Annotated in this window: 29 protein-coding genes and 1 pseudogene; 17 read left to right on the top strand and 13 right to left on the bottom strand. The window is 42.5% G+C overall.

Annotation, left to right across the window (positions count from 1 at the left end; genetic code table 11):
• Nucleotides 1-3 precede the first annotated feature (3 nt).
• From HP570_RS06265 to HP570_RS06245, 6 genes and pseudogenes are all read left to right on the top strand, one after another.
• Nucleotides 4-240, top strand: coding sequence for a hypothetical protein (locus tag HP570_RS06265; protein ID WP_012685659.1), 237 nt, complete (start codon nt 4-6; stop codon nt 238-240).
• A gap of 758 nt (nt 241-998) precedes the next feature.
• The gene (terS, locus tag HP570_RS29485) at nt 999-1,511 is read left to right on the top strand and encodes a phage terminase small subunit (protein WP_254495103.1); all 513 of its coding nucleotides are present in this window, start codon (nt 999-1,001) and stop codon (nt 1,509-1,511) included.
• A 60-nt stretch (nt 1,512-1,571) separates the two neighbouring features.
• Nucleotides 1,572-1,877 (top strand): hypothetical protein, encoded by a 306-nt coding sequence (locus HP570_RS29480; RefSeq protein WP_254495101.1) that lies wholly within the window; start codon nt 1,572-1,574, stop codon nt 1,875-1,877.
• On the top strand, nt 1,870-2,052 hold the full coding sequence (locus HP570_RS06255; protein ID WP_254495098.1) for a hypothetical protein: 183 nt from the start codon (nt 1,870-1,872) through the stop codon (nt 2,050-2,052). The genes HP570_RS29480 and HP570_RS06255 overlap by 8 nt, the downstream gene beginning before the upstream one ends.
• A gap of 578 nt (nt 2,053-2,630) precedes the next feature.
• Nucleotides 2,631-2,987, top strand: a complete 357-nt coding sequence (locus tag HP570_RS06250) for a hypothetical protein (RefSeq protein ID WP_173625211.1) — start codon at nt 2,631-2,633, stop codon at nt 2,985-2,987.
• A gap of 179 nt (nt 2,988-3,166) precedes the next feature.
• Nucleotides 3,167-3,457 (top strand): annotated as a pseudogene (locus tag HP570_RS06245) (sigma factor-like helix-turn-helix DNA-binding protein); the annotation flags it as partial.
• 488 nt (nt 3,458-3,945) lie between these two features.
• Here HP570_RS06245 and HP570_RS06240 read toward each other — a convergent pair.
• Nucleotides 3,946-4,344 carry a hypothetical protein gene (locus tag HP570_RS06240; RefSeq protein ID WP_064200814.1) on the bottom strand — a complete coding sequence of 133 codons (399 nt, stop codon included), beginning with the start codon at nt 4,342-4,344 and terminating at the stop codon, nt 3,946-3,948.
• A 465-nt stretch (nt 4,345-4,809) separates the two neighbouring features.
• Here HP570_RS06240 and HP570_RS06235 point away from each other — a divergent pair, with 465 nt between their 5' ends.
• On the top strand, nt 4,810-5,136 hold the full coding sequence (locus HP570_RS06235; protein ID WP_173625210.1) for a hypothetical protein: 327 nt from the start codon (nt 4,810-4,812) through the stop codon (nt 5,134-5,136).
• An 864-nt stretch (nt 5,137-6,000) separates the two neighbouring features.
• Nucleotides 6,001-6,597, top strand: a complete 597-nt coding sequence (locus tag HP570_RS06230; RefSeq protein WP_173625209.1) for a hypothetical protein — start codon at nt 6,001-6,003, stop codon at nt 6,595-6,597.
• A gap of 148 nt (nt 6,598-6,745) precedes the next feature.
• Here HP570_RS06230 and HP570_RS06225 read toward each other — a convergent pair whose 3' ends face one another.
• Both HP570_RS06225 and HP570_RS06220 read right to left on the bottom strand, forming a co-directional pair.
• Nucleotides 6,746-7,174: a NucA/NucB deoxyribonuclease domain-containing protein gene (locus HP570_RS06225; protein ID WP_012685661.1), complete on the bottom strand. Its 429-nt coding sequence runs from the start codon at nt 7,172-7,174 to the stop codon at nt 6,746-6,748.
• 214 nt (nt 7,175-7,388) lie between these two features.
• Nucleotides 7,389-8,552: a serine hydrolase domain-containing protein gene (locus tag HP570_RS06220; RefSeq protein WP_173625208.1), complete on the bottom strand. Its 1,164-nt coding sequence runs from the start codon at nt 8,550-8,552 to the stop codon at nt 7,389-7,391.
• 217 nt (nt 8,553-8,769) lie between these two features.
• On the opposite strand from HP570_RS06220, the gene HP570_RS29780 reads away from it, so the two are divergent.
• The gene (locus HP570_RS29780; protein ID WP_256436212.1) at nt 8,770-8,898 is read left to right on the top strand and encodes a hypothetical protein; all 129 of its coding nucleotides are present in this window, start codon (nt 8,770-8,772) and stop codon (nt 8,896-8,898) included.
• A gap of 224 nt (nt 8,899-9,122) precedes the next feature.
• Here the strand turns inward: HP570_RS29780 and HP570_RS06215 are convergent, their stop codons facing one another.
• From HP570_RS06215 to HP570_RS06205, 3 genes are all read right to left on the bottom strand, one after another.
• Nucleotides 9,123-9,368, bottom strand: coding sequence for a hypothetical protein (locus tag HP570_RS06215; protein WP_173625207.1), 246 nt, complete (start codon nt 9,366-9,368; stop codon nt 9,123-9,125).
• A gap of 166 nt (nt 9,369-9,534) precedes the next feature.
• Nucleotides 9,535-9,687 (bottom strand): hypothetical protein, encoded by a 153-nt coding sequence (locus HP570_RS06210; RefSeq protein ID WP_155801080.1) that lies wholly within the window; start codon nt 9,685-9,687, stop codon nt 9,535-9,537.
• A 964-nt stretch (nt 9,688-10,651) separates the two neighbouring features.
• Nucleotides 10,652-11,443: a DUF2935 domain-containing protein gene (locus HP570_RS06205; protein ID WP_173625206.1), complete on the bottom strand. Its 792-nt coding sequence runs from the start codon at nt 11,441-11,443 to the stop codon at nt 10,652-10,654.
• A 167-nt stretch (nt 11,444-11,610) separates the two neighbouring features.
• Here HP570_RS06205 and HP570_RS29775 point away from each other — a divergent pair, with 167 nt between their 5' ends.
• Complete coding sequence (locus HP570_RS29775; protein WP_041749352.1) at nt 11,611-11,733, top strand: hypothetical protein; 123 nt, start codon at nt 11,611-11,613, stop codon at nt 11,731-11,733.
• Between the two features lie 208 nt (nt 11,734-11,941).
• Here the strand turns inward: HP570_RS29775 and HP570_RS06200 are convergent, their stop codons facing one another.
• Complete coding sequence (locus HP570_RS06200) at nt 11,942-12,748, bottom strand: DUF2935 domain-containing protein (RefSeq protein ID WP_173625205.1); 807 nt, start codon at nt 12,746-12,748, stop codon at nt 11,942-11,944.
• A gap of 130 nt (nt 12,749-12,878) precedes the next feature.
• Here HP570_RS06200 and HP570_RS06195 point away from each other — a divergent pair, with 130 nt between their 5' ends.
• From HP570_RS06195 to HP570_RS06175, 5 genes are all read left to right on the top strand, one after another.
• On the top strand, nt 12,879-13,373 hold the full coding sequence (locus tag HP570_RS06195) for a DUF1648 domain-containing protein (protein ID WP_173625204.1): 495 nt from the start codon (nt 12,879-12,881) through the stop codon (nt 13,371-13,373).
• 139 nt (nt 13,374-13,512) lie between these two features.
• Nucleotides 13,513-13,938 (top strand): DMT family transporter, encoded by a 426-nt coding sequence (locus HP570_RS06190; RefSeq protein WP_173625203.1) that lies wholly within the window; start codon nt 13,513-13,515, stop codon nt 13,936-13,938.
• 23 nt (nt 13,939-13,961) lie between these two features.
• On the top strand, nt 13,962-14,660 hold the full coding sequence (locus tag HP570_RS06185; protein WP_173625202.1) for a Crp/Fnr family transcriptional regulator: 699 nt from the start codon (nt 13,962-13,964) through the stop codon (nt 14,658-14,660).
• 21 nt (nt 14,661-14,681) lie between these two features.
• Nucleotides 14,682-15,149: a DMT family transporter gene (locus HP570_RS06180; RefSeq protein WP_173625201.1), complete on the top strand. Its 468-nt coding sequence runs from the start codon at nt 14,682-14,684 to the stop codon at nt 15,147-15,149.
• A gap of 102 nt (nt 15,150-15,251) precedes the next feature.
• The gene (locus tag HP570_RS06175) at nt 15,252-15,755 is read left to right on the top strand and encodes a CarD family transcriptional regulator (protein ID WP_173625200.1); all 504 of its coding nucleotides are present in this window, start codon (nt 15,252-15,254) and stop codon (nt 15,753-15,755) included.
• 68 nt (nt 15,756-15,823) lie between these two features.
• Here the strand turns inward: HP570_RS06175 and HP570_RS06170 are convergent, their stop codons facing one another.
• Nucleotides 15,824-16,792, bottom strand: a complete 969-nt coding sequence (locus HP570_RS06170; protein WP_173625199.1) for a GNAT family N-acetyltransferase — start codon at nt 16,790-16,792, stop codon at nt 15,824-15,826.
• 150 nt (nt 16,793-16,942) lie between these two features.
• Nucleotides 16,943-18,010, bottom strand: a complete 1,068-nt coding sequence (locus HP570_RS06165; protein ID WP_254495096.1) for a CapA family protein — start codon at nt 18,008-18,010, stop codon at nt 16,943-16,945.
• A 154-nt stretch (nt 18,011-18,164) separates the two neighbouring features.
• Between HP570_RS06165 and HP570_RS06160 the strand changes: the two genes are divergently transcribed.
• The gene (locus HP570_RS06160; RefSeq protein WP_173625197.1) at nt 18,165-19,331 is read left to right on the top strand and encodes a UDP-N-acetylmuramoyl-tripeptide--D-alanyl-D-alanine ligase; all 1,167 of its coding nucleotides are present in this window, start codon (nt 18,165-18,167) and stop codon (nt 19,329-19,331) included.
• A gap of 272 nt (nt 19,332-19,603) precedes the next feature.
• Nucleotides 19,604-19,876 carry a hypothetical protein gene (locus HP570_RS06155; RefSeq protein WP_173604656.1) on the top strand — a complete coding sequence of 91 codons (273 nt, stop codon included), beginning with the start codon at nt 19,604-19,606 and terminating at the stop codon, nt 19,874-19,876.
• Here HP570_RS06155 and HP570_RS06150 read toward each other — a convergent pair.
• The 4 genes from HP570_RS06150 to HP570_RS06135 all read right to left on the bottom strand — a co-directional run bounded on the left by HP570_RS06150 (nt 19,865) and on the right by HP570_RS06135 (nt 22,808).
• A complete protein-coding gene (locus HP570_RS06150) occupies nt 19,865-20,641 on the bottom strand; it encodes a FixH family protein (protein ID WP_173625196.1) in 777 nt (258 codons plus the stop codon). The genes HP570_RS06155 and HP570_RS06150 overlap by 12 nt on opposite strands.
• Nucleotides 20,642-20,647: 6 nt before the next feature.
• Complete coding sequence (locus tag HP570_RS06145) at nt 20,648-21,259, bottom strand: SCO family protein (RefSeq protein ID WP_012685675.1); 612 nt, start codon at nt 21,257-21,259, stop codon at nt 20,648-20,650.
• 34 nt (nt 21,260-21,293) lie between these two features.
• Nucleotides 21,294-22,163 (bottom strand): cytochrome c oxidase assembly factor CtaG, encoded by an 870-nt coding sequence (gene ctaG, locus HP570_RS06140; RefSeq protein ID WP_012685676.1) that lies wholly within the window; start codon nt 22,161-22,163, stop codon nt 21,294-21,296.
• A 174-nt stretch (nt 22,164-22,337) separates the two neighbouring features.
• Nucleotides 22,338-22,808: a thioredoxin family protein gene (locus HP570_RS06135; protein ID WP_012685677.1), complete on the bottom strand. Its 471-nt coding sequence runs from the start codon at nt 22,806-22,808 to the stop codon at nt 22,338-22,340.
• Nucleotide 22,809: the final 1 nt, after the last annotated feature.

The following is a 22,809-nucleotide window of genomic DNA, read 5'->3' as shown; positions in this document are numbered from 1 at the left end:
ACAATGAAAACAACTACAGAACAGTCTTCTCCTGAATCTATTGACCTTCTGTTGCAATATCAAATTGAAGTGATGGAAGGCATCATGGAATCGAAGGATCAATACAGGAAAGTCGTGAAAGCAGCCATTGCAAAGTGGGTTAAGGACTTCCAATCAGGCCATATCGAAATAAAAACAGTAGATGACCTGAAAAAGCTGATCGAATTGGATATCGAATTGCAGAAAGACGAGTGTCAATGAATTGCTAATTTTATCTAGGAGGAAGTATTCTTGTGCGCCTGCTATTCCCAGTGCTACACGTTTCTCCTGGACAGTAACCAATCCCTCCATTAGCCGGGGTCACTGGTGCGTTTGGATCTGCTGACATACAAGGTACTGGAACTGGAGAACATACTTCAGTAAATCCTCCCCATGGAATACGATAAGGACCTGAAGTATCTGAACCACCAGACTCTAAAAATTCAGATACAGCCGCTCGCTTTGTTCTGCCATTAAATGTCCCTCCATTTCATTTTTTTATACATTGTTATTGTGTTACACAGAACCAAAGGACACTCAGACAATGCTTGTCAACAATAGAGAAAACAACTCAGACTCTACGGCGTAGGAGGTCGCTTGATACGTTTGGAAGTCGAATGGCTAACACTTGGGTAAATAAACCTACAAAACGCAAAAAAGAGGCAATTCTGGCGGTCTGGCGACGACCTGAATTTGCCCCTTAGCTGGAACTTTTCTATGCAAGTTTTTATGCAGTTTCGACACTGGCAAATAAGCGGAAAGCCAGTGAAATCAATGATGCATATTTATGTGATGTAGGGAACAGAGTCAAAAATTATACGGAGCCATTGGGAACTCAACATTTCCATGGCTTCTTTCTTTTTAGCACGGAGTCCGATAGCGGCTATTATGTAAACCCAATTCGGACACAAATGAATGCGATATACATATTCGACAAGCTATGGTTTCCATCCAAATCAAAGGTGGTGAGGTGAGATGTAATGGCAAGAGAACGAAGCCCAAACCGTGACAAGGCATTCAAGCTGTGGCAGGATAGCGGGGGAGAAATGCCGTTGAAAGAGATTGCTCAAAAGCTGGGTGTCTCTGACTCTCAAGTTCGCAAGTGGAAGAATCAAGCCAAGTGGGACGAGAATATCAAAGGTAACGTTACCAATGAATCGAAAGGTAACGTTACTAATCGTGGCGGAGCGCCGAAGGGTAACAAAAACGCCTTGGGCAATCGCGGCGGACATGGTGCCCCTAAAGGAAACAGGTATGCTGTTGGCAACAATGGCGGCGCACCATTAAGGAATCAGAACGTCATTAAAACAGGTGAATATGAAACCATCTGGCTTGATACCCTTGACGATAAGGAGCGCGAACTGTACGAGCAAATAGACCTCGATCCATTGGCTCAAGTAAATAAGCAGATTCGTTTTTTTAGTATCAGGGAACGTCGGATGATGGTAAGGATTCGTAAACTGACGGAAGGGTTAACGGAAAAACAACGTTGAGTCTTGCAAAAGAGACTCCCCATCAAAACCCCGATCGCAGTTCATGAAGAGAAAACAGGTGTGACCAAAACAGTCGTTCTCATACATGAGGAATTGGTAACAGCAGAAATTGAAGAGACGGAGTGCCGGATAATAGATGACATATTACGCCTTGAAGAAGCCCTGACAAGAGTCCAAGATAAAAAATCAAAATGGGTTGATTTCAAATACCGCATGGAGACGGTAGACGAAGAAAAACAAATACGCATTGAGATGATGCGTATTGAACTACAGAAACTCCAAGGTGGAGCAGGAGCAACACAAAGCTGGACAGATGCGTTGAAAGAGATTGCAGATCGTAGACGCAAGGTGAAAGCGAATGAATAAACCGTATAATGTCGTTGTTGATTTAATTGACCTCTACTGGGACGATCCAGTCGCCTTCGCAGAAGACATGCTTGGCTTTGATCCAGATGATTGGCAGCGCGAGGCAATGCTGGACGTAGCTCGATTTCCACGGACTAGCGTACAGTATTGTGGTAAGGATAGACAACAACTTTAATTTTCAGACTGTGCCTAGCTATAGAGATTCATTGACAAGCGTAAATAGTGTACAAGATAAATATAAAACTGGAAAGGAAACTAAATTACAGGTACCGAGTAATAATGTCGACACTGTAGAGATTTCAAACGATGCACAGTTGATGTTGAGAAGTACTAGAAGTGCTAAAAAAATTTGACGAAGATGTTGCTAAGTTTGTTGATCGTACTCTTTCGGGAAAAGTAAAAGTCGGAAAATATTATGTAGAGTCTCGTAACATGAAGATAGCCTTCTCGTTAGAGAAGCTGAGAAGGCTATGAAAGACTCGAAAATACAGAAGGATGCTGATGCATTATTAAGAAGATACCTAGAAGGGAATAATAATCCTGGGATCGATAATAATAATATTTTTGGAGACATCTTTGAACTCAGATAAAGAAAAGGTGCAAGAGTGTACTTGAGAAAGTCAGGAGATACTGTTGAGGTACTAGCGAAATCTGACAAAAACAATGAGCAAGACGTTATCAACCGTTTGAGAAAACTATACAAATAGAAAATATTGGTTTTAATATTGTCAATTGAGGAGGGAGCCGTTAACTATGAAGAAGCATGTTTGGATTAACACAGAATTATCTGAGATCGAGAGTCAGCAAAAAAATGATAATAATGTTGATGTAATCGTAACCTTACCAGATCGAACAAGATGGTGGGGAACATTTTTTACTTATCAAAACATCGAAACATTACGACGGAAGAATAAAAATACTGGTGAGAACCTGTCTGGCACTTATCTATGGTCGATAAATATGGTTATTGTTGAAGATGTGAGTCGTGAAACGATTGAAAAAGTAGTGGATGAGCTTATTCGAGAAGGCGATTTACAAACAATTATGGCGAAGATTGATGATGTTTCTAGTGACTCAGAAGCTGAATATGGTGATGATTTTTTTGGATAGGCTAATCACTCACTCTCTACGAAGTCCTTATTTTTGGTGTTAAAGAAACAACCCGTCCCTGTATTGAGGAGACGGGTTTACACGATTTATAATCACTTAATGGTTACACAAGTATATGTACGGTGATCTGTACATTTAATTAAAGATGAAGTCCAGAATACAGATAAAGACTGAGGGTGAATGAAATCACCTTAATCGACGTCCTTGGTACAGAAACTGATGAAGTGGTCGACGCTGTGCAGCTCAAGCTGGAGTCCAATAAAATTTACCAGCACATACACATCCTCGATGAGCGTGAAAAAGAGGTGATCATCGGTAGGTTTGGGCTGGATCAGGACAAAGAAAAAACACAGCGTGAAATTGCGCGGGAGCTGGGCATTTCTCGTTTGTATGTATCCCGTATCGAAAAGCGAGCGTTAATGAAGTTGTTTAATGAGTTTTATCGGACGAAACAGCCGCAGGGTAGATAAAAGGTAAAGGAATAAAGGAAAATCATTTGGGAAAAGATCACCCGTAAGCGAGGCATTCTTTAAGCCAGCCGTCTTACGGGTGATTGCTGTGCGAATAGCATCAGCAAAAATAACCCCACCCTATAGCACATTCACTAAGGGTGGAGTGGGAATCGTTACCCTGCCTATGGCTCACTCTTTAGGGATTCAATCCAATCAGCATGACAGCTACTGCACAAAAGTTCATTGCGATCCTGCTTACCTTGGAAAAACGTGATTTGGCGAACGCTGTCAGTCTCACATTCACAGTAGTAACAGCGATATTTCTCCAATTCGTTCCCTCCTTGAAGAGTTGTTCAAGAGTAACGATAGTTATCCTTTCCATCTATGATGTTATCTAACACACTAGGAATTTTTCAAATGATTAAAAGCGAAAAGGCCCCTGCAGTGTTTTATAAAGTAATAAAAAAACACTTCTCATCGAGAAGTGTAGAAAGTGAAATTAATGATTACTCTTCTACATCAATTTCCCATTCTTCTGAGCCTATAATATTTCCTTTCTCTACAGAAAATCGAAGGGTATATTTTCCAGATTCTTGGAAGAAAACTGTCCCTTCATATCCATCCTCATAAGGTTGCATTACAATGCTCACATTTTGGTTATTGTCAAAGTAAGTTACTTTTACTAATGCATTCCGTAACGGCCTACCATTGTAAGACAAACCGCTCGCTACATCAATTGGAGTTTTGGATACAATTCCATTGGCAGAACCTGCTTGTAATTTCCAGTCAAATTCATTTTTTGTGGCTAGTGATGGGCCAAGTAAGAAACTTGCAGGAATTAAAAGTGCAAATAAGAGAGGCAGAACAACTATTATGTTTCCAGATTTAAAAAGTTTTTTGTTCAAAATGAAATACCTCCGATTCACTTACGATACTGTCTCATCTATAAGGACGGAGGTGATGGTAATTTGTTACAATCACGGTTGGATTTTTTTATGTTGAACGGTTAGATGATCGTTGTGCCAGTAAAAGGGAAGCGAAGGCTCTTGGCTGGAAAGTATCAGAAGGTGACGGGATCTTCTGCGAAGAGGACGGACATTCAGGGTACGGGTGATGGTGCATTCCGGTGTAGATGTGGACATGCTCATTCTCATTCTCATTCTCATTCTTTCTCCTTTGCGGTCATGGTTTTAAGACGTTCTCCCAGTGAATCGAGGAAGAAAATTACAGGAAGAATCTAAATAATACAGTTGTATTGTTTTAAGGTGCATGTTATGATGTCTTTAGAAAATTGTAAATAAATGGAAGTAATTGTAGTTTTGATTTGTATCCCGTCGTAGTTGACGAAACATTTTGTAGGAGTGAGGATTATGATGAAAGGTTTAATGACTTTGGGTGCAGTTGTTTCTGCATTAACTTTCGGTTCGCAAGCTGTGTTTGCAAGTGAAATCACACAAAATCAAACTTCATTTAACCAGGGGCAGAGTAAGCTTCAAGCTGAAGTACAAAGTGAGTCTCCTTTCTTTTGGTTTCATCTTTCGAGATTAGATAGGATAGCTTCCTCTGGAACATTCACGATCAACGCAAAAACGTCAGTTAAGGTAGTAGCTTTTACCGGTAGTGTAAGTTATCCAGTGGTCCCGGATTCAAGGTCTATATCGTTAATCCAAATGGAAAGACTCTATCTATGTCAGTGATTGGGAATCAATATAAAGAAGAATATTTTGAACTGGAGCCCGGGACCTATTATTTAGAGTGCGTAAATTATGGAAGCGGTCCTATTTATATGAATGTAAATTTATACGAAAATTAATATTTTCCATTTTAAGATCAAAGCTTGCCAAAAGGCAAAGCGACGACTTGAACTGCACCTCAATTGTTAGGCACATCTAACAGCTGGAGGTGCATTTTTTTTGTCCAAGTTTAGGAATAGAAGCACTTTTTAAAAAACAAAAGAAGGCATGTTGTTTGAACATGTCCCCCCTGTTTTATTAATTATGCTGATGTTGTTTTTTTCTAAATGCAAGTGCTACGTCAATCATTAGTCCAAACAAGAAGTAAGTAATGACATGCAGTAAATACCCAACAGAAAGAATGGTACTGTTAGCATCCTGATGCACTTCGATTATCCAATGTCTGAACGGTTCAATATAAACAAGTTCACAGAGGATGGGGTTCGTCACTGCAAATAAGATGTGCTTTTTATCATTCCCTAAAATATCGAAAAGGCAAATCAAAATACTGACCAAAGTTAGCCAAAAACTAAACTTTTTAAGCAGGGTCAATATATTCACTCTCCAAATTAGATTCGGATCATTCCGGACTATGGCCGTGGACCTTTTACTTACGTTGCCAACAACCGTCTTGAATCATGAGGCGGTTTTTATTTGCACGTGTGAAACAAAAGCGAGAATCGTTCGTCAAAATAAAGGTGGTTCCATATATTTACAGTTAAAAAGCATTACAGCATTCTACCTTTTGAAAAAATAGAAACAGAGAGGAGTGAAAATAAAAAAAGAACCTGACGATGATATTGCGGTACGGGAAGGATGAAAAATGTAATGAAGAACACAAGACAAATTATATTATCAACACTTGCATTAGGTTTTCTTGTCGGCGCGGGCTATCTATTTTTAGATTCTCATACAATCGAAACGAGTCGTGCTTACGACCAAACATCTCATAAACCAGCAAAAAGTGATAAGCAGACGATAAAAAAAGTGGATGTATCGGTGGATGTAGTAGAGGGCTTCGACAGTATCAAAAAGCTTACTGAAAGCGCTGAAGTGATTGCCGAGGTTGAAATCAATGAATCGGAGAGCTTCCAGTATGAAAACGTCGTATTTACCCTTAGTGATGCAAAAGTAAAACAAGTGTATAAGGGGGATGTACTGCCAGAAAATGTGATCAAAATACTAGAGACCGGTGGATATAAAAATGGAACAGAGTATACTTTTGAAGGTAATGAGGTATTCGAAACAGGTGAAAAAGCGTATGTATACTTAGAAAAATATGAAGGTCCCGTTGCCGAAGACGCGTACGTAATTAAAGGGGTTTATCAAGGGAAATTCCTCAAAGAAGAAGGTAAGTTGCAGTCTCCTAATGGAGTGGCCAAAGGATTGCAGGTAAGTAACGAAAGTCAATTAGGACTTGATTAAAATGAATGACACTAGCCACTTGGCACCGCAAATACGTGATAAACGATATGCTCGAATGTATTCTAGAAATAGCTAACCCGTCCCTGTTTTTACGGAGACGGGTTCTTTCTGAGAAATGTTTATTCGTATCCTGAATGGGCGGGCAACTTTATTTGACCAAGATTTCAACCTTGGTTCCGTCGGGATAATCCTCTAGTTGATTGGAAATCCACGATCCAGCCCCTCGATTATCTGAAGGTGATATGTATTCAATATGTGCCCCTGTGCCTCCCTCAGCACACATAGCCATTGGCCATTCATCTCGATCATATCCCTTTTTTGTAGGAATACCTTTGAGTGATTTTTCGCGATTTCCATCTGCCCCACTGCGGTCAATTGTACATACAGCTGACTTCCCAGAGGCAATCGCTTCTTTGATATGCTTTGCGGTCTGAGGGTATCGATCAGACGGAAAAACAATCGTATGGTCTACGTTCCCGTTGTTGACTGGTTTGTTCTCTTTTGGCACAAGTCCAAAGAAATAGGCGGCGCCGATCAGCAGCACCACAATCAACATCAGGATTTTTTTCTGTGTCATGCTTTTGCCCTCCAATATAAGTTCTTTTTCAATAATAACTTCTTGATGAAGCTGTTTAATGAGTTTTATCGGACGAAAACGATCACCCGTAAGAAGGCAATTCTTTAAGCTAGCCGTCTTACGGGTGATTACTGTGCGAAAGCAAAAAGGATCGCTTATATCTGCTGGTTTAAATCGAAGTACGTAAAAACTTCCTGTTCGCTATTATAAAAAATTAAATTATACCTTTTTTTAGCATGATATCTATTATTTTTTCAGCTATCTTTTCAGGAATGCAAATCCCACTGGAAGTAAAAGTTAGGTTAGTTAAGACAACAATACTCACTTTTTTGCTGTCCGAGTAGCCTGAAAAATGATTGTATCCGCACATATGGCCGATATTGGTTCTTAGAACGACACCACTTTCGTTTTTTACACTAAAAAACAATCGTAATTTCCGTTTACTTTGATCATCAAGAACATCGGTATTAAAAATATTATATAAAAACCGACTAACATCTGATGCATTTGAAACAATTCCGCCTGATGTAAAGCTTAAAGTGGGAAGGAAGAGTGGAAATCGATCGATATTCGCTTTTTTACCTAAGTGATATTTATCTAAATCGTATCCGGTGGCAAGGCCATGTGGGAGTTTATCCTGAGCAGAATAAAAAGTATTCGTTAAATTATAGTTGTCTAAAAAAAACTCTTTAAGTATGTTCGAAAATGATTTATTTGTTACCTTTTCAGCTAGTAAACCGAGAAGAACATAACCTGTATTAGAATACTTCCGATTCTCACCAGGAGCAAAATAGGGCTTGTTTTTTCTAACTTTATTTACAAGCTCATCAGGTGTAGACTTTTTACCTAAAAAATATAGTTTAAATAAATGAAATTTGTTAAGCAAAGGGTCATATAAACCACTAGTATGATTTAGTAAGTGTTTAATTGTGACACCTTTATTATCTGAAGAGATATTTATATCTTTTGAAGCTGAATCATTCAGCGATATTAATTTATCTTGAACTAGTTTTAATATGATTGCTTGCACGTAAATTTTTGTGATACTTCCTAAATAGTAAACCGTATTTAATGTAGCTCTTTTTTTGGATTCTAGATTTGCATACCCCGAAATAAAATGAAATTCAGCATTTTCTTTCAAAACAAGCGATACTTGGATACTCGGAACGTCAAATTCTGCTCTAAGCTGATTTACAGCGTCAACAATCTCATTCGTAACATCTTTTTTTAATGTTGATTTAATAAAATTATCCGTTTCATTGGTACTTTCTTGAAAAGTTTCGGATGACAGAATTGGGCGATTAAAAATCTGGTACTTTAAATAAATAAAGTTGGAAATACAGTAATTAACAAAAATTTTAATTCTCTCAGTAATCATCTATTGAATCTCCAGTAAGCTAACTTTATGAAGCAAAAAGAAAGGAGCCTATGCATTTTATTAGTTCCATGTGCCAAAGTTCATATTAACTTAATCAGATGAACTTTTCTAGTAAGATTGAACAAAAACACTACATACATACCGAATTATATTTCATTACAAAAAATTACACATAAACGTTTTTAATCGTTAGATTTAGTAAATAGGAGGAAGCCACATGATGAAAAAGCTAATTACACAATTAATTCGAAATTCTCCTCAAAATGAAGATAACATGCCTGGTAACGACAATAAGTTCATGAAGATTGGCGACTTCGTAGACAACCTGGTTTTCACGAGGGGATGATTAGTGCACAGAACTTCATTGTCAACGTGGAGTTTTTTAAGGAAGTCCGATCACCGTGGGGATTACGTGAGACAGCAGCATTAGGTACGAAAAAATGGCTGCCGCTGTCTTGTTCCTGTGCAATATGAATGGAAACGTCCCAAACGAGCAGAATTAGAGTCGAAGAAGGTAGTGCGCAAGGAAGCCAAGTTGATCGGGTTAGCTTTGAGGTACAAGCTTCTTAATTATTTTGTAACGGTGACATATAATATCTCTGCCGACACGAAAACTTGAAAAGCGGCCACACCAAATAGAATAAAGGCCATCTTACGGTTTTTCTTCAATTCAAATGATCCTAAAGAAGCCATGACAACGGCAAGGCATATCATCGTTACGATTCTTAAGAAAGCCACATGTGTAAAAATATTCACTACTGCAATAGCAAGAGCAACTACTGAAAAGATATTGAACCAAAGAGGTCTATTTTTCATAAATGATCACCAATAATTCCCTTTTTCAAATAATTTTAACAGATAGGCGATCTAGAAACATTAAAATGGCTCCGGGAATTGTAACAAGAAAAACTCCCTAATAAACAGGGAGTGGTAAAAACACAACCAATGTGGTTAGCATGATGTTTCTTGGAATAAGGTCACATTACATCTCGCGTTCTGGACACCACCAACCGCACCCATGACGCATGCATAGCCAGATACAGCCTCCAGATTGTGCTGGATAATAAGATGAATATTGCACCAATTGACCATTTACTTTCTTGAATTTCTTAGAATGAGATTTCTTCTTTTTCATGGGATCTCTTCTCCTTTAGGATGGATCTAAAATAAAGTATTAACAGAATTTTCCTTTTGATTGTACGAGTGTTCTCAAGTGACGAAAATGGACGATAAAATAGTGTTAGGATGGTCACGGACGTGTGCTCTCCTTATTGAGGATGGAATGAAAAGGCACCCCAATAAGGTTCCAACGTCCCACAGTTTGGCGTTTTGGGAAACCTCGATTGTAATTTCGGGGAATTTCTGAAGAGGAAGATCAAAAGTCTCTGCCCCTAATGTATTGGATATAACATATGTTAAAATAATGGCTATCGGAATTGATAGACTGTGTGCTTTTTTATCGAGGTGGTTGTAATGTCAAGTTTCAATTTAATGAGGTGTCCATGCAGATTTTACGTTTTTTTAGTGCAGCAAGTGTAGCGTTTCTTGTCAGTGCCATGTTGTATATCATTAGTATGCTCTCCTTTTTATCCTATCAAGGTGAAGGAGTGGTTAATGTTTTCACTTTCTTGACATGTATGTTGAGTTTTTATTTACTACCGTTTTGCTATGTTGGATGCTTGATAGGAGAATTGGTCTATTCTTTTACATCCAAGATAGTAAACCGTTTTCTTGTAACTTTGATCTTTGTAGTAACGGGCATCATGTATTCATATCTGGTAGATAGGTTTTTATTGCAGGGAAGTTCTTTTGGATTTTATTTATGTTTGTCAGTGCCGGGGTCAATATCTTTTTACTGGGCGCATTTTATAACCGATAGAAAGACGAATATACAACTTGCAGTAATACCAGGGTATGTAATTATTATGTTTTTGCTTGGATTGCTGCTTAACTTGTTCCTATTCTAAAGAGACTCTCTGAGTTAATCATTTGCTTCATGGTTATCAATGCGAAGAGGCACCATCCTGTCTGATAGGAGGTGCCTCTTCTTATTATTGAGTCGGGTTTAAAAGTATCCGATAGATGTTCCTCCTGTTTCTTTACTTTGCGTGTGTAAGGGATACTTCAAAGGCATCTAAAATTTCAAGAAAATGCGAAGCTTCTCTAAATACATGGTCAGCGAGCAATGGGGGGATTATGCTCTTAATTTTGCATTCCTCAATCAAATCACGAGCTGTTTTTTTGAAGTCACGCAATTGACGAACGGATACGCGATTTTGATCCACAAATTGATTCAGTAGTGGTTTCGTTTGAGATTGGGGACGCATGGAATCAAGATCCTGAGCTTGGAACAATAATTGATCAAAATCATGGCTAAATTCTCTAGCTTGGTCCACTAGCTTTCTTTCAGAAGGATCGAGCAGATGGTTAATAAATTTCGCATGGTCAGCCATGATTCGCAGGAAAAAGACATTTTCATTAATCACCGCATCAGGTAAGGGATCAAGGTTTCCTGTATTCAATTGTTCTAATCGATTCCGAAAATAAGCAGCCTCCCTGCTCACATGATCGACCAACAGCGGAAAGTTGTTACCACCGATTTTGCATTGAATAATGAGTCCGAGTACTTTGCGTTTAAAAGCCCAAATATAGGAAACGGCATTGTGAACGAGTTGATTAAAGTCATAGATTCGTTGAGGGTCTACGTCAGAAGGAAAAGCAAGTGCTTGGCTTTCAATTTCTTCAAAAATGCTGTAAAAGCGATTCGCTTCTTCAATCAATTTTGTGTCTTCGCAGTTAAAGCCCAATTTGAGAAACAGGGAGTGTTCTTTCATGATGCGAGACCAAAACCGTATTTCCTCTAATGATCGATCAACAAAAACATCTGCCATGTTGTACCTCCGCATAAGGATTTGGGCGGATCAAATCCCATTTCCACTTTTGATCATACATGATGTATGACTATGCGTTTACCCAGTTTCGTGAATGGGCATGAGCACAGAATTAAGAAATTATTGGCTTGTCCCACAAAAAAACTCCCGGTAAAGGGAGTTTTCCCATGTCAAAAACGACGCATCGAATGCATTTGCATTCTGTGGTGATGGGCCCTCATGCGATGGAAGTGTTCTCTTTCTCTAAAGGTATGATGACGCAGTCGGTCATGACGATGTTCAAAAGCTAAAGAGCGAAAACGTTCTGCTTGCCTCATGTGGTGATGCATACGCTGTCTATGATGATCAATTGGATCCATAACACTACCCCCTTAACCGTTGGTACTGATAGGATATGAGGACAGCTTTCTGCTTGCTTATGCATGAGTGGATATCGCGAAGAAAGAATGAAAAAGAGGCGTAAAGCCTATAGCTTTCGCCCAGTTCTGAAAAAATCTTTCACTCGGTTCGCGGTCTTGTCGGGAAACAGTCTGGTGATGGCACGTCGGAAACCTCAGATAGCTTCATCAAATAGTAGCATTCTTCCCGGGACATATGGTCGGCCATGAGAGGGGAGAAAACGCCAAGCAATTCATCGCGCATCCGCATCTCTTCCAATTCATGCAAGAATACCTGAAAAAGCTTCATTTCCATTTCTGCTTGATGGTTAAAACGGCGTAGTGCCGGGAAGTTATCCAAGTTTGTTCGGAGATACCCAGCTAATTCCACCGCTTTCAGGTAAAAATGCTCGAACTGTTTGGTAAATTGTTCACTTTTACGCTGATAATCTTTTTCCACCATGTCCAAAAGGGAAGTGATGGTGGCTGCATGCCCGACCGCATCGGATAGCCACAGAAGGTGGAGCTCTACCGGGTGATTGGCAGGTGGCAAGCTTCCGGAGAGGAAGGCATGCAAAATACGTTCATACTCTTCTAGTTCATTGACCATGTGGTTCATAAACGTTGGAGGAAGACTGATCGATATTTTACTGATGAGATGCCTCTCCAGAATGTGGAGTTTAAATTCACGCAGCTGTTGCGTGAGTTCACTTGCCTGCTGGTTGAGTGCGTCTAGTTCATCGGAAGATAGATTCTGCCTGGCGATATCCAGTAAGTTATCAAATGACACAATAAAGTATACAGCTTTTTCAATCTCCTCCTCTTCATTCGGAGCGAGTGATTGAAAAATAAAGCGGGCATGATCGCCCAGAATTTGTAGCCAGAAACGATGCTCAAACAACATACTTTCCCTTATAGGAGCATTCACTGTTGTTCCCTCCTTACTCCACATCAAAATATGTAAAAACGCCCAGAAGTGTGTGACGGATTGACCTTGACTCACAAATGGACATAAATGGTAAAATGCTTGTAGGAGGAGCAGCAGTAGGGGGGAGAATATGAAGAGACCAATCACAAATATACCAAAGACAGGCAGCGAACGGTTATGGGATGTAGTTGGTTGCTTATTTTTTGTGGGATCACTACTCTTTTTAGTCTTTGTATGGAATAAGCTTCCTGACGAGGTGCCTGCCCATTACGATTCCTTGGGGGAAGTAGACCGCTGGGGTTCAAAATGGGAGTTGCTTCTTTTGCCTGGGATTGGCGTCTTTATCATTTTCCTCATGCAGGTACTCGAAAAACATCCGGAGCTACATAACTACCCAGCACGCTTCTCTGAATCGAATGCCGAGCAGTTTTATTTGCACAGTCGAAAAATCGTGAACCAAATAAAAAATAGTTGCTTAATTATTTTTTCCGTAATCTTGTTGGAGTCGGTTTCCATTGCTCTAGGCTGGGGAGGCGGCTTTGGGAAGTGGTTTCTGCCGATCACGATCATTGGGATGATCGTTTTGCTTGTGATAGGAATCGTGAAACAAAAAAAGATTCAATGAGAATAGTAAGCGAGGGGGCCTTCTAACGGAAAGGGCCTTTTCTTTGTTTTTTGCAACAAAAATCATGAGGACATATGTCCTTCCCTATCCACCTTGCCATCCTTTTTAATTAGGAACAGATCAGTGTGAGGTGAGAGGGATGAAAGGAATTATTTTTGCTATTTTGGGCGGTGTTTTCATTACCTTGCAAGGGGTAGCGAATGCAAGAATCAGTCAAGATATTGGTACTTGGCAAACCGCGACACTTACGCAGTTAACGGGCTTTCTCACGGCTTTTATACTCCTGTTGTTTTTTCGAGATGGAAAATGGCAGGCATATAGGCGAGTGAAACCGTTATATTTGACAGGTGGGGCACTCGCAGCGTTTATCATTTTTAGCAATGTTACGGCTATCCAGCATATCGGGGTAACCATGACGATTTCAGCTGTCTTGATTGCGCAGCTTAGCCTGACTTTTCTCATTGATAGCAATGGGTGGTTCGGTGTCGATAAACAAAAGATGAGGCTACCACATTTTATTGGGATCGGGATGATGATTCTGGGTGTGCTGATACTGAGATCCTGATAGCGAGAGGGTGAAACAGAGGGATGAAGGAAATCGAAAATCGTGAGCTTTTGCAACAATATCTCCATGAACATCAGTTAGCGTCTGTTTTTTATGAGCCTTTTCTGCCGCATTTGACCTTGTACCAATTTGATCAAGGGGAGCTCATTTGTGCCCAAGGTGAAGCGGCTTGTCACCTGTATGTTTTGGTGAAGGGAAAAGTAAAGGTTTTTACGACTTCCCCCGAAGGAAAAACGCTGATCCTATCCTTTAAAAAGCCCCTTGAAGTGATCGGAGATATTGAGTATGTAAGAGGAATTTCTTACCAGAATTCGGTAGAAGCGGCCTCGTCTGTTCAGATGATCGGGATTCATTATCGCTGGTTGAAAAAATACGGGACAGACTACGCTCCACTCCTGCAATTTTTACTGCAAATCATTACGAATAAATTTTGTGTGAAGTCCAACACATTAAGCATCAACCTTTTGTACCCAGTAGAAGTACGTTTCGCGCGTTATTTGTTGTCCGTTTCGATAGAGGAGTGGAATTCTGCCAACAGAGAACAGATCAGTACGAGCTATCTCTTGGATGCAGCGAATATGATTGGAACGAGCTACAGACATTTGAATCGGGTCATTCAACAGTTCTGCAAGGAGGGACTGATTGAGCGTGCCAATGGATACCTTCTAATCAAGGATAGGGAAGGTTTAGCTAAAATGGCGAGCGAGACTCCCAACGAATAAGGAGACAGGAGTGTCAAAAACATGGTAGTCGGGCTATTTTTCGCGTTACTGGCTGGCTTGTTGGTCAGCCTGCAAAATATTTTTAACAGGAAAGTAAGTGAACAGGCAGGAACATGGTCTACGACGATTCTTGTGCTTGGGATGGGGTTTCTGTCGTCTTTAACAATGGGTCTCATATTTGAAGGAAGTCAGTTGTTTTCACCTCAAACTATGCAGCCGTGGTACTGGTTCAGCGGCATGATCGGCGTTGGGGTGGTCTTTTGTTTGGTGCAAGGGATGAGACTGCTTGGCCCAACGTATGCCATCTCCATCGTTCTCACTGCCCAGCTCGGTTTTGCTTTATGGTCGGATTCAATCGGCTGGTTAGGGCTGATTCAAGTGCCGATTACTTTTACGCAATTGTTTGGGGTTCTGGTCATTGTGGGGGGTGTGATCGTATTTAAACTAGGCGGCGAATGGCAACAGAAACGCTCAATGAGTAAGATGTAAATTTTTTATTGACTTGATTTTGATCGTCATGATAAAATAAAAAATTTTAAATTCGATTTTTGTGTTATAATGGCTTTAGATTGCTTTGAAGGAGGTGGACGTATGTTTCAAGTTGGAGACAAGGTTTTTTATCCGATCCACGGGGCAGGCGTAATCGAGGCGATGGAGGAGAAAGAGTTTTTGGGTGAAAAACACCTCTATTATGTGCTCAACATGTCGCTGAAAGAGTTAAACATCATGGTCCCGGTTGAAAAGATGTCCGCTCTTGGTATCAGAAAGGTGGTCGAAGCCGACATTCTAGAGAATGTTTTGGCCGCCATGCTAGAGGGGCAACGCGACACCGCCTTGAATGCAGCACAGCGCTACAAGCTTCATACAGAAAAAATGAAGAGTGGCGATATTTACGAGCAATCTGAGGTCATTCGCGATTTGGTTGGTATGAGTAAAGAGAAAGTATTGGGAACGAGTGACAAAGTGATGCTGGATAATGCGCAGCAGCTCCTCATTAGTGAGATTGAATTGGTAAAAGACGTAGATACGCAACAGGCAACAGAAATGCTGAAGCAAGCTGTATGCCCAGCAGAAATGTCTGAAATTGTCCCATAAATATTGTCTATATAAGGGAAGTAAGGGGAGTGATTGTTACAGCAATCGCCCCCTTTTTTGTTTGTCTGTTAGAGCAACAAGCCGCGATCCAGGGAAAATTCTTGGCGACTGGCAAACTGGTGATAACCAGCACGTAAAAAGGCTTTGGCCATTGGCGTGTTTTTTACATCGGTATCTGCGCGGATGTATGTTTTGCCAGCTTGTACAAGAACGTCTGTGGCTTGCTTCAGCAATTGATCAATATAGCCGTGTCCTCTTTGCTCGGGGAGAACACCGATGTATCCAATCGTAGCAAAGGTAGGGCTGACTGTAGGCATCAAAAATCCAATGAGCTCATTTTTTTTAGTATAGGCAAGCTGCCACCATTCCGGTTCGTATTTCATTTGTTGCAAATCTTGGAACATTTCCTGCGCTTGGACTTGAGGGCCTTTTTCCAAGCGCTGCTCTGTTATTTGTTGATCATGGGTGAATTGCGAGACACGCAGGATGGCATCCACAAATGCAGCCTCGCCAACCTCAGGAAGACTGCGGTACACGATCAGATCATGCGTTCCTTTTGACGGTATAGCAGTTGTCTCGTTCGAAGCCTGCCATTCGAATCGGTTTGTTTCCCGGCTAATCTGAAAGCCGAGCGCTTCCAGAACATTTCTTTGCTCTTGGTGATCCGTTTGCCATTGGGGAGAGGAGGAAGGGGAATCCAGAACATAGCCGATTTTCTCCGATAGATCCCCTGCCATGAGTGTAAAGACTTCGCGTAAAAAATGAGCTCCGAGCGAAGGACATTCTGTTTCTTTCCATGGAAGCTCCCACAAAACCAAATCAGTCGCTTGCTTACTGCCAGGCAATGTCCAGAAGGCAAGACGACCAGCGATCTCACCCTGTACCTCCAGAACGAAGCACCAGTCTTGACGCATGGCTCCTTGTGTAAACATTTTATCGAGATAAGCAGCGATATCATCCTGAACGGAAGCAGGGTGATCCGGGAAGGCCAGAAATGCAGGTAAATCCTCCGAGTCGATACGGCGAACAGTGATCATGCAAGGCATCTCTCCTTTGTAACTACCCATATTTATTTTGTTAGTTACAAATGGATTTTACCAAAATGTTCTGTAAATCGTCAATCGTGGTCTATGTAGGAAAAGAGGAAGGGGAGGAGCAAACTGCCCGCTCCCTCGTTTGCTCCTGTGTTATTCAATCAATACGCCCCGCGACCTGCCTATGATGCGGATGGCCCGACTCCACAGCAGCTGGAGCTTTTTTCTCAGCAGGGGTCGCACATACAGATCAGGGCTTTTTAAGTAGGAACGCATGGGGATGACACGAAAGCATATACGTCCTTGATTTACATATCGTTGCGAAAAGGTCGGGATGACCGAGATTTGCTCGAGTGAAATCTGATTCCTCTCATCTTTTTCGACAGTAAATCGCAGGATTGCCCCGCACTGGGATTGATCAAACGAAAGCATTTTCTCTGATGTAAAATTGCCCAAAGAATACGCGACTAATGTTTGTCTCTTTGTCCCGTGAGGAGTCATGATACTCGGAGTGACAACAGGCTGAAGAACATGTGGGTGAGCCCCGAGGATGACATCAGCACCATTGTCGAGCAGGCTTTGTACGAGCTGCCGCTGGCGCGTCGTCGGTGTATAGCGGAATTCAATCCCAAAGTGAAGGGAGATGATCACGACATCGACCAGAGGACGAACTTTTCTCAGGTCGGATAATATCGTGTCAAGATGAAGAAGTCGGACGATCCATGGTGTATGAGCGGGGATTACCTGCTTGTTTGTCCCGTAGGTATAAGCAAGCATGGCGATGCGAATGCCGTTTACCTCCTTGATCAGGTAGGTATTTGCCTCGTCGGGGCTTCGATAGGTTCCGGTATGAGCAAGCTTGTAACGATCCAAAACATCAAGGGTTCGGCATAGTCCGGTTACTCCGCCATCCAGACAGTGGTTATTCACTGTAGTCAATACGTCAAATCCAGATGTTTTCAAGTCCCGAGCCAATTCATCTGGACAGTTGAAGCGAGGGTAACCGGTTCGTGCCGAGCCGATTTGATAGGGCTGTGTTTTCCCGGAAAAAGTGGTTTCTAAATTGCCAATCGTGAGATCCGCCGCTGAGAGAATCGGTGCCACGGGATGAAACATATCGGTAAAAGAGAATTGATCTGTACCAGGCAATCTGGCAGTTGCCACCTGCTCTTTCCACATCAGGATGTCGCCTACAGCGGCGATCGTAGCCTTCTTTTTCATGCGCTTCACCTCCCCTTCTACTCTATTCCAGAAGTCGTCCTTCTGATTTGGATAGTAGCGGAACGTTTTCATAGATAATGGTCTATACAGGCTGTCTATGCCGTTCATACAATAGGAAAGCTGATCGTGAGAAGAAGAACGAGGCAAAGGGGTGATGCCCGTGAAAAAGAAGAGAAGAGCTGCTGTACCTGTAAAGACGCTGATTCTCGACAAGCCGGTTATCGCTGTGACAGGAAGCGCAGGGAAGACCACGACAAAGGAAATGATCTACAGTATCTTAAATCTACGCATGCCCACATATAAATCGATGTATAACAAGAACTTCCTGGGAAATACAAGAGCGCATACCAAAAGAATTCGGGACGAGCACAAAGCCGCAGTGCTTGAATATGGAATTTATCGAAGCGGTCATTTGCGACAGCATTGCAAAATCATCCAGCCGTCTATGGGAGTCATCACGAATATTGGCACGGCTCACATCGGAAATTTTGGCGGTGATGCCAAGCAGCTGGCGTTAGCAAAAACGGAGTTAATCCGTCATATGAAACCCACGGGAACCGTTTTTCTGAATAGAGATTGTCCCTATTCTCGCGAGTTTGTTCAACAGCCTTACTTGGGGTCGTTCACGGGAAAAATCGTGACATTTGGCAAGGAGCAGGAGGCTGACTATAAGGCGGGGCGAACGAAAATAGAAGGCAATGGGTTTCGATTCGAATGTTCTTTGCGTGGAGAAAAGGAGTCATTTTTTGTTCCTATTCCTGGCGAGCATAATTTATACAACGCGTTAGCTGCTATTGCAGTCGCACATACGATGGGGATTCCCGTCGATGACATTCGTCGCGGGTTAAGCCAGTTTCGCGGACAGAGAAAACGCCTTACCCGCTATCGACTCGCAAATAACATTCAGGTGCTGGATGATACCTTTAGTTCGAATCCCGATGCGGCCAAGGCAGCGATTGATGTGTTAAGCCAGGTTGGGCATACCACAAAGATCGCCGTGCTCGCCAGTATGCTAGAAATGGGAAAATACGACGTAAAAGGTCATGAGGATGTCGGGATATATTTGAGTCAAAAAAATGTAGACTACTTATACACGCTGGGAAATAGTGCGAGGTATATTGCAAGAGCAGCGATTCGCTCCGGATTTCCGGCAAATCGGGTGAGGCATTGCTTGAGTAAGGCAGGCTTGCATCGGCGTCTAGCAAAACAGCTGAAACCAGATACAGCCTTTCTCGTAAAAGGATCGAATCGGTTGAAAATGGGAGAGACTGTACAATTTTTGTGCAGGGTAACTGCCAATCTAGGTGCTCGGAATGGATGAAAGAGTGGGGGCGCCTGCGGATTTATATACAGGCTATTGCGGAAAAAATAGGTGAATGACGGTGGGCAAACGCACATACCATCTGTGCGTTTGCTGCATTTCCTATAGGGAGACTAGTAGGAGGTGACACGTCATGTCATATCAATTTCCCCCTGGCGGCCGAGATGGTTCCCCAGGTTTTCCAGACTCCCCTGGTTCCCCGGGAGGTTTCCCTCCGCCACCACCAGGTCCTCCACCCAGCAGGACGCCAAGTGCACCAGGAGCCAGAGGCTATGGGGGAACACGCCGGATTGATGCTGGAGGATTCTATCCCTGCTTATATCGCTACACGTACGTATGGTTGCGAAATGGTCGTTCTTTCTGGTTTTACCCCGTCTATGTCAGTCGTAACTCTGTATCTGGATACCGATGGACTGGATATCGTTGGGAGTATTACGGGACAGACTTGCATCGAATCGCTTATTTTACTTGCTAACCAAATTTACAAGAAAAACGGCCATTCCTTGGGAGGATGGCCGCTTTATTTTGTATTCTTATTTTATTGAAAGGGAAAAATCCTTGTGATCATGAATTTCTCCCTTTTCCACATGGACCTTGACTGTATAATCCCCAGCAGTAGGGAACTGTACGTTGCCGTCATACTGACCAGCCGCAGTTTCCGTTGCATCGACGAAGCTATGCTTTTGGTCAGTTCCCCTCCAGAACTCGAACTTGACTGTCGCTTTGTCCAACGCTTTGTTGTCCTTCATGAGATGAACAGTGAGGGCAGTTGGTGTTGCTACTTTGATGTTGTCGGCTGGGGAGAAATGATAATCTACTGTTTCGGCATTCGCGTGGCCTGTCGCTCCATGATCGTGTGATTGATCTGCACCAGCTTCCGGGGCGGGCGTAACCCCAGCTCCAGGAGTTTCACCCGCTTTGTTGGTTACGGTAAAAGGCGTCTTCTGCATATTGTGGAAATCTCGTGCCGTTACATGGTAGTAGACAAAATAAGAACCTGGCTCGTTCATGGTTTGTTGAGCCGTGTAGACACCGTCCCCTTGCAGCGAAGCCGGGATCGTTTCATGCTTTTCTTGCCCATCTTTCCACCATTCGAATTTCACTTCCTTGGCATCATCCACGGGTTGGCCATCTTGAGTGACTTTAACAGAGAAGGTAACGGTGTCGCCTGCTACAAGCTCCTTTGGTTCCGATGTAAAGGCAGCCTCAACGGGAGCTCCGGGTTGAAAAGCTTGTTGCTCGTTCTCTTTTCCACAAGCGGCTAAGAGGAGCAGAAGCATGGATAAGAGCAGAATCATCGTACGTTTCATGTTGGATTACCCTTCCTTTTTTAATTTCAACAGTTCCTGATAAATTTGATCGGGATCGAAATCGTCACCCATGCCGAATTTTTGAATGACAGCATTGTTATCATCCACGAGATACGTACTCGATGTATGAGAGATAAATCCATCATCCATCTTATTGGCAAAAAAGCCAAGCGAATTTGTAACCGTTTTGATCGTTTCGTCATCACCCCGAAGCAGGGTCCAACCGTGCTCTTGAATCCCCAACTGCTTGCCATAGTAGCGCATGACATCAGGAGTGTCGTTTTGCGGATCAATCGTGATGGTCAAAAACTCAACGTCTTGCCCCATCAGATTTGCTTCGAGCAAGCGCTTTTGCAGCTGAACCATTTTGATGGTTGTCGTGGGACAAATATCCGGGCAACGGGTATAAATTAGCTCCACCAAGCGAAAGGTTTTCTTTTGCGGTGCTAGCGAATAGGGTTGTCCATCGATGGTTTGCAGAGTTACATCTGGCAATTTCGCCTGGGCATTTTTGGGCCCGAACCAAACCCAAGAAGCGACAAGAGCAACAAGGACGAGGACGGGTAACAACAAGAGCAACCGTCTGATTCGGATAGCGGTAGCAGGGGCGATATTCACGTGTGAGTAGCGCCTCCTTTCTCATTCTTTTTGGCTACGGCGTTATGAGGCCGTCCTCTTCCTGATTCTTTTCTTTTCGGTACCAGGTAGAGAAAATGTAAGCCAGGACAACTCCGTACGTCAGCTCCTGCATGAGCTTCATCACGATTCCGCCGAGTCGTTGATCATCCAAAGGGAGAAGGGGAACGGCGAACATCGATTTGTCGATCGGCGCGGAAAAGAATGGAGCGCAGAGCATGGAAGGACCGTCTACATATGTCGTATACAAAGGTGTTGCTGAAAAAATAATCAGTGCACAAGCAGGTGTAATCAAAACGCCGTTAGCAAAGATGTAGGCAAGCTTTTGCAGTTCTGACAGACGGTGAATTTCCGGTATCGGTGCGATAACGGGCATCCACATCAAAATCGCAGTCACCAGCAGCAGTAAATGAATCAAATTATGTAGGGCCAGGTTGTTCATTGCCAAGTCTAAAATAACAGGCATATGGTAAAACGAGAACAGGGCATTGAACATGAGAATAGCAGGGATCGGATGACTCGCTATGCGCATGAAAAGCTTGAGCCCCCGGCGATAGAATAGGGAACGAATCAACCATGACGGGGTACCTGCCAAGAGCAGCAAGGGCATGACGAGATAAAGCAATGATTGCTGTAGCATGTGGGCGCTAAACAAAAAATGCCCAGCTACGTTCAAGGGACTCCCCAAACTAAAGTAAAAACCAAGTAAGCCGAGAGTGAAAAAGGTCTTTTGCTTGCGTGTGACAGGTGTGGAATCTTGAAACGTTTGGCGTAATGGTCCAGTCAGCGAGAAATAAGCCAGACCAATCAAGAAAGTCAATAGAATCAGCTCTGGATTCCATGTCGCCCGAAAGCCAAAGGTTTCAGTGAAATAGGTGAGGGTCATTCGATTACCTCCGTTTTCAAGGATTATCCCCAGTACCCATTATAGGCAAATAACTGGAAAAGCCTAATGACTCGTTCGGGCTATTTCTTCCAAGGGAACGGAATTCTTCACATATTTGTCACGTATGTCCAATATGAAAAGAGCCTCCCGCAAATCGAGGGAGGCTACCACACGTTATGATTTTTTCTGTTCTTCCAACCAAGTTTTCCATTCGCTCGCTTCCCGTCCACCGACGAGTCGCGCCACTTCCTTACCGCCCTTGTAATGAACGAGGGTCGGAGTGAATTCGATGTTGTATTCACCATAGCTGGCGTTAAATTCCAGCAAATTGAGCTTTTTCATATCGATGTCCAAGCTTTTCACGATCGGTACAAGGACGGGGGTAGTTGCTTTGCAATGCTCACAAACCGGGCTGTAAAAGTAAACAAACGCGTCCTCCTGATTATCGAGCTTACCTTTAAGCTCATTAGGCATAATGAGATTATCATATAGTGGGTCACTCAATTGTTCGAGAGTAGCGGGGTGCAAATTGGCTTTACCATAAGGGTTTCCTTCCGCAAGCTGACGGTTCGAAATGTCAGCGTACACAATCGCACCGATCAGGAGCGCAGCCACAAGGATGGATAGAGCGATGACTTTCTTCATG

This window comes from Brevibacillus sp. RS1.1, assembly GCF_013284365.1.
GTDB classification, from domain to species: Bacteria; Bacillota; Bacilli; order Brevibacillales; family Brevibacillaceae; genus Brevibacillus; species Brevibacillus brevis_D.
Note: the sequence above shows the minus strand (reverse complement) of the source record. Positions and strands in the feature narration are given on the sequence as shown.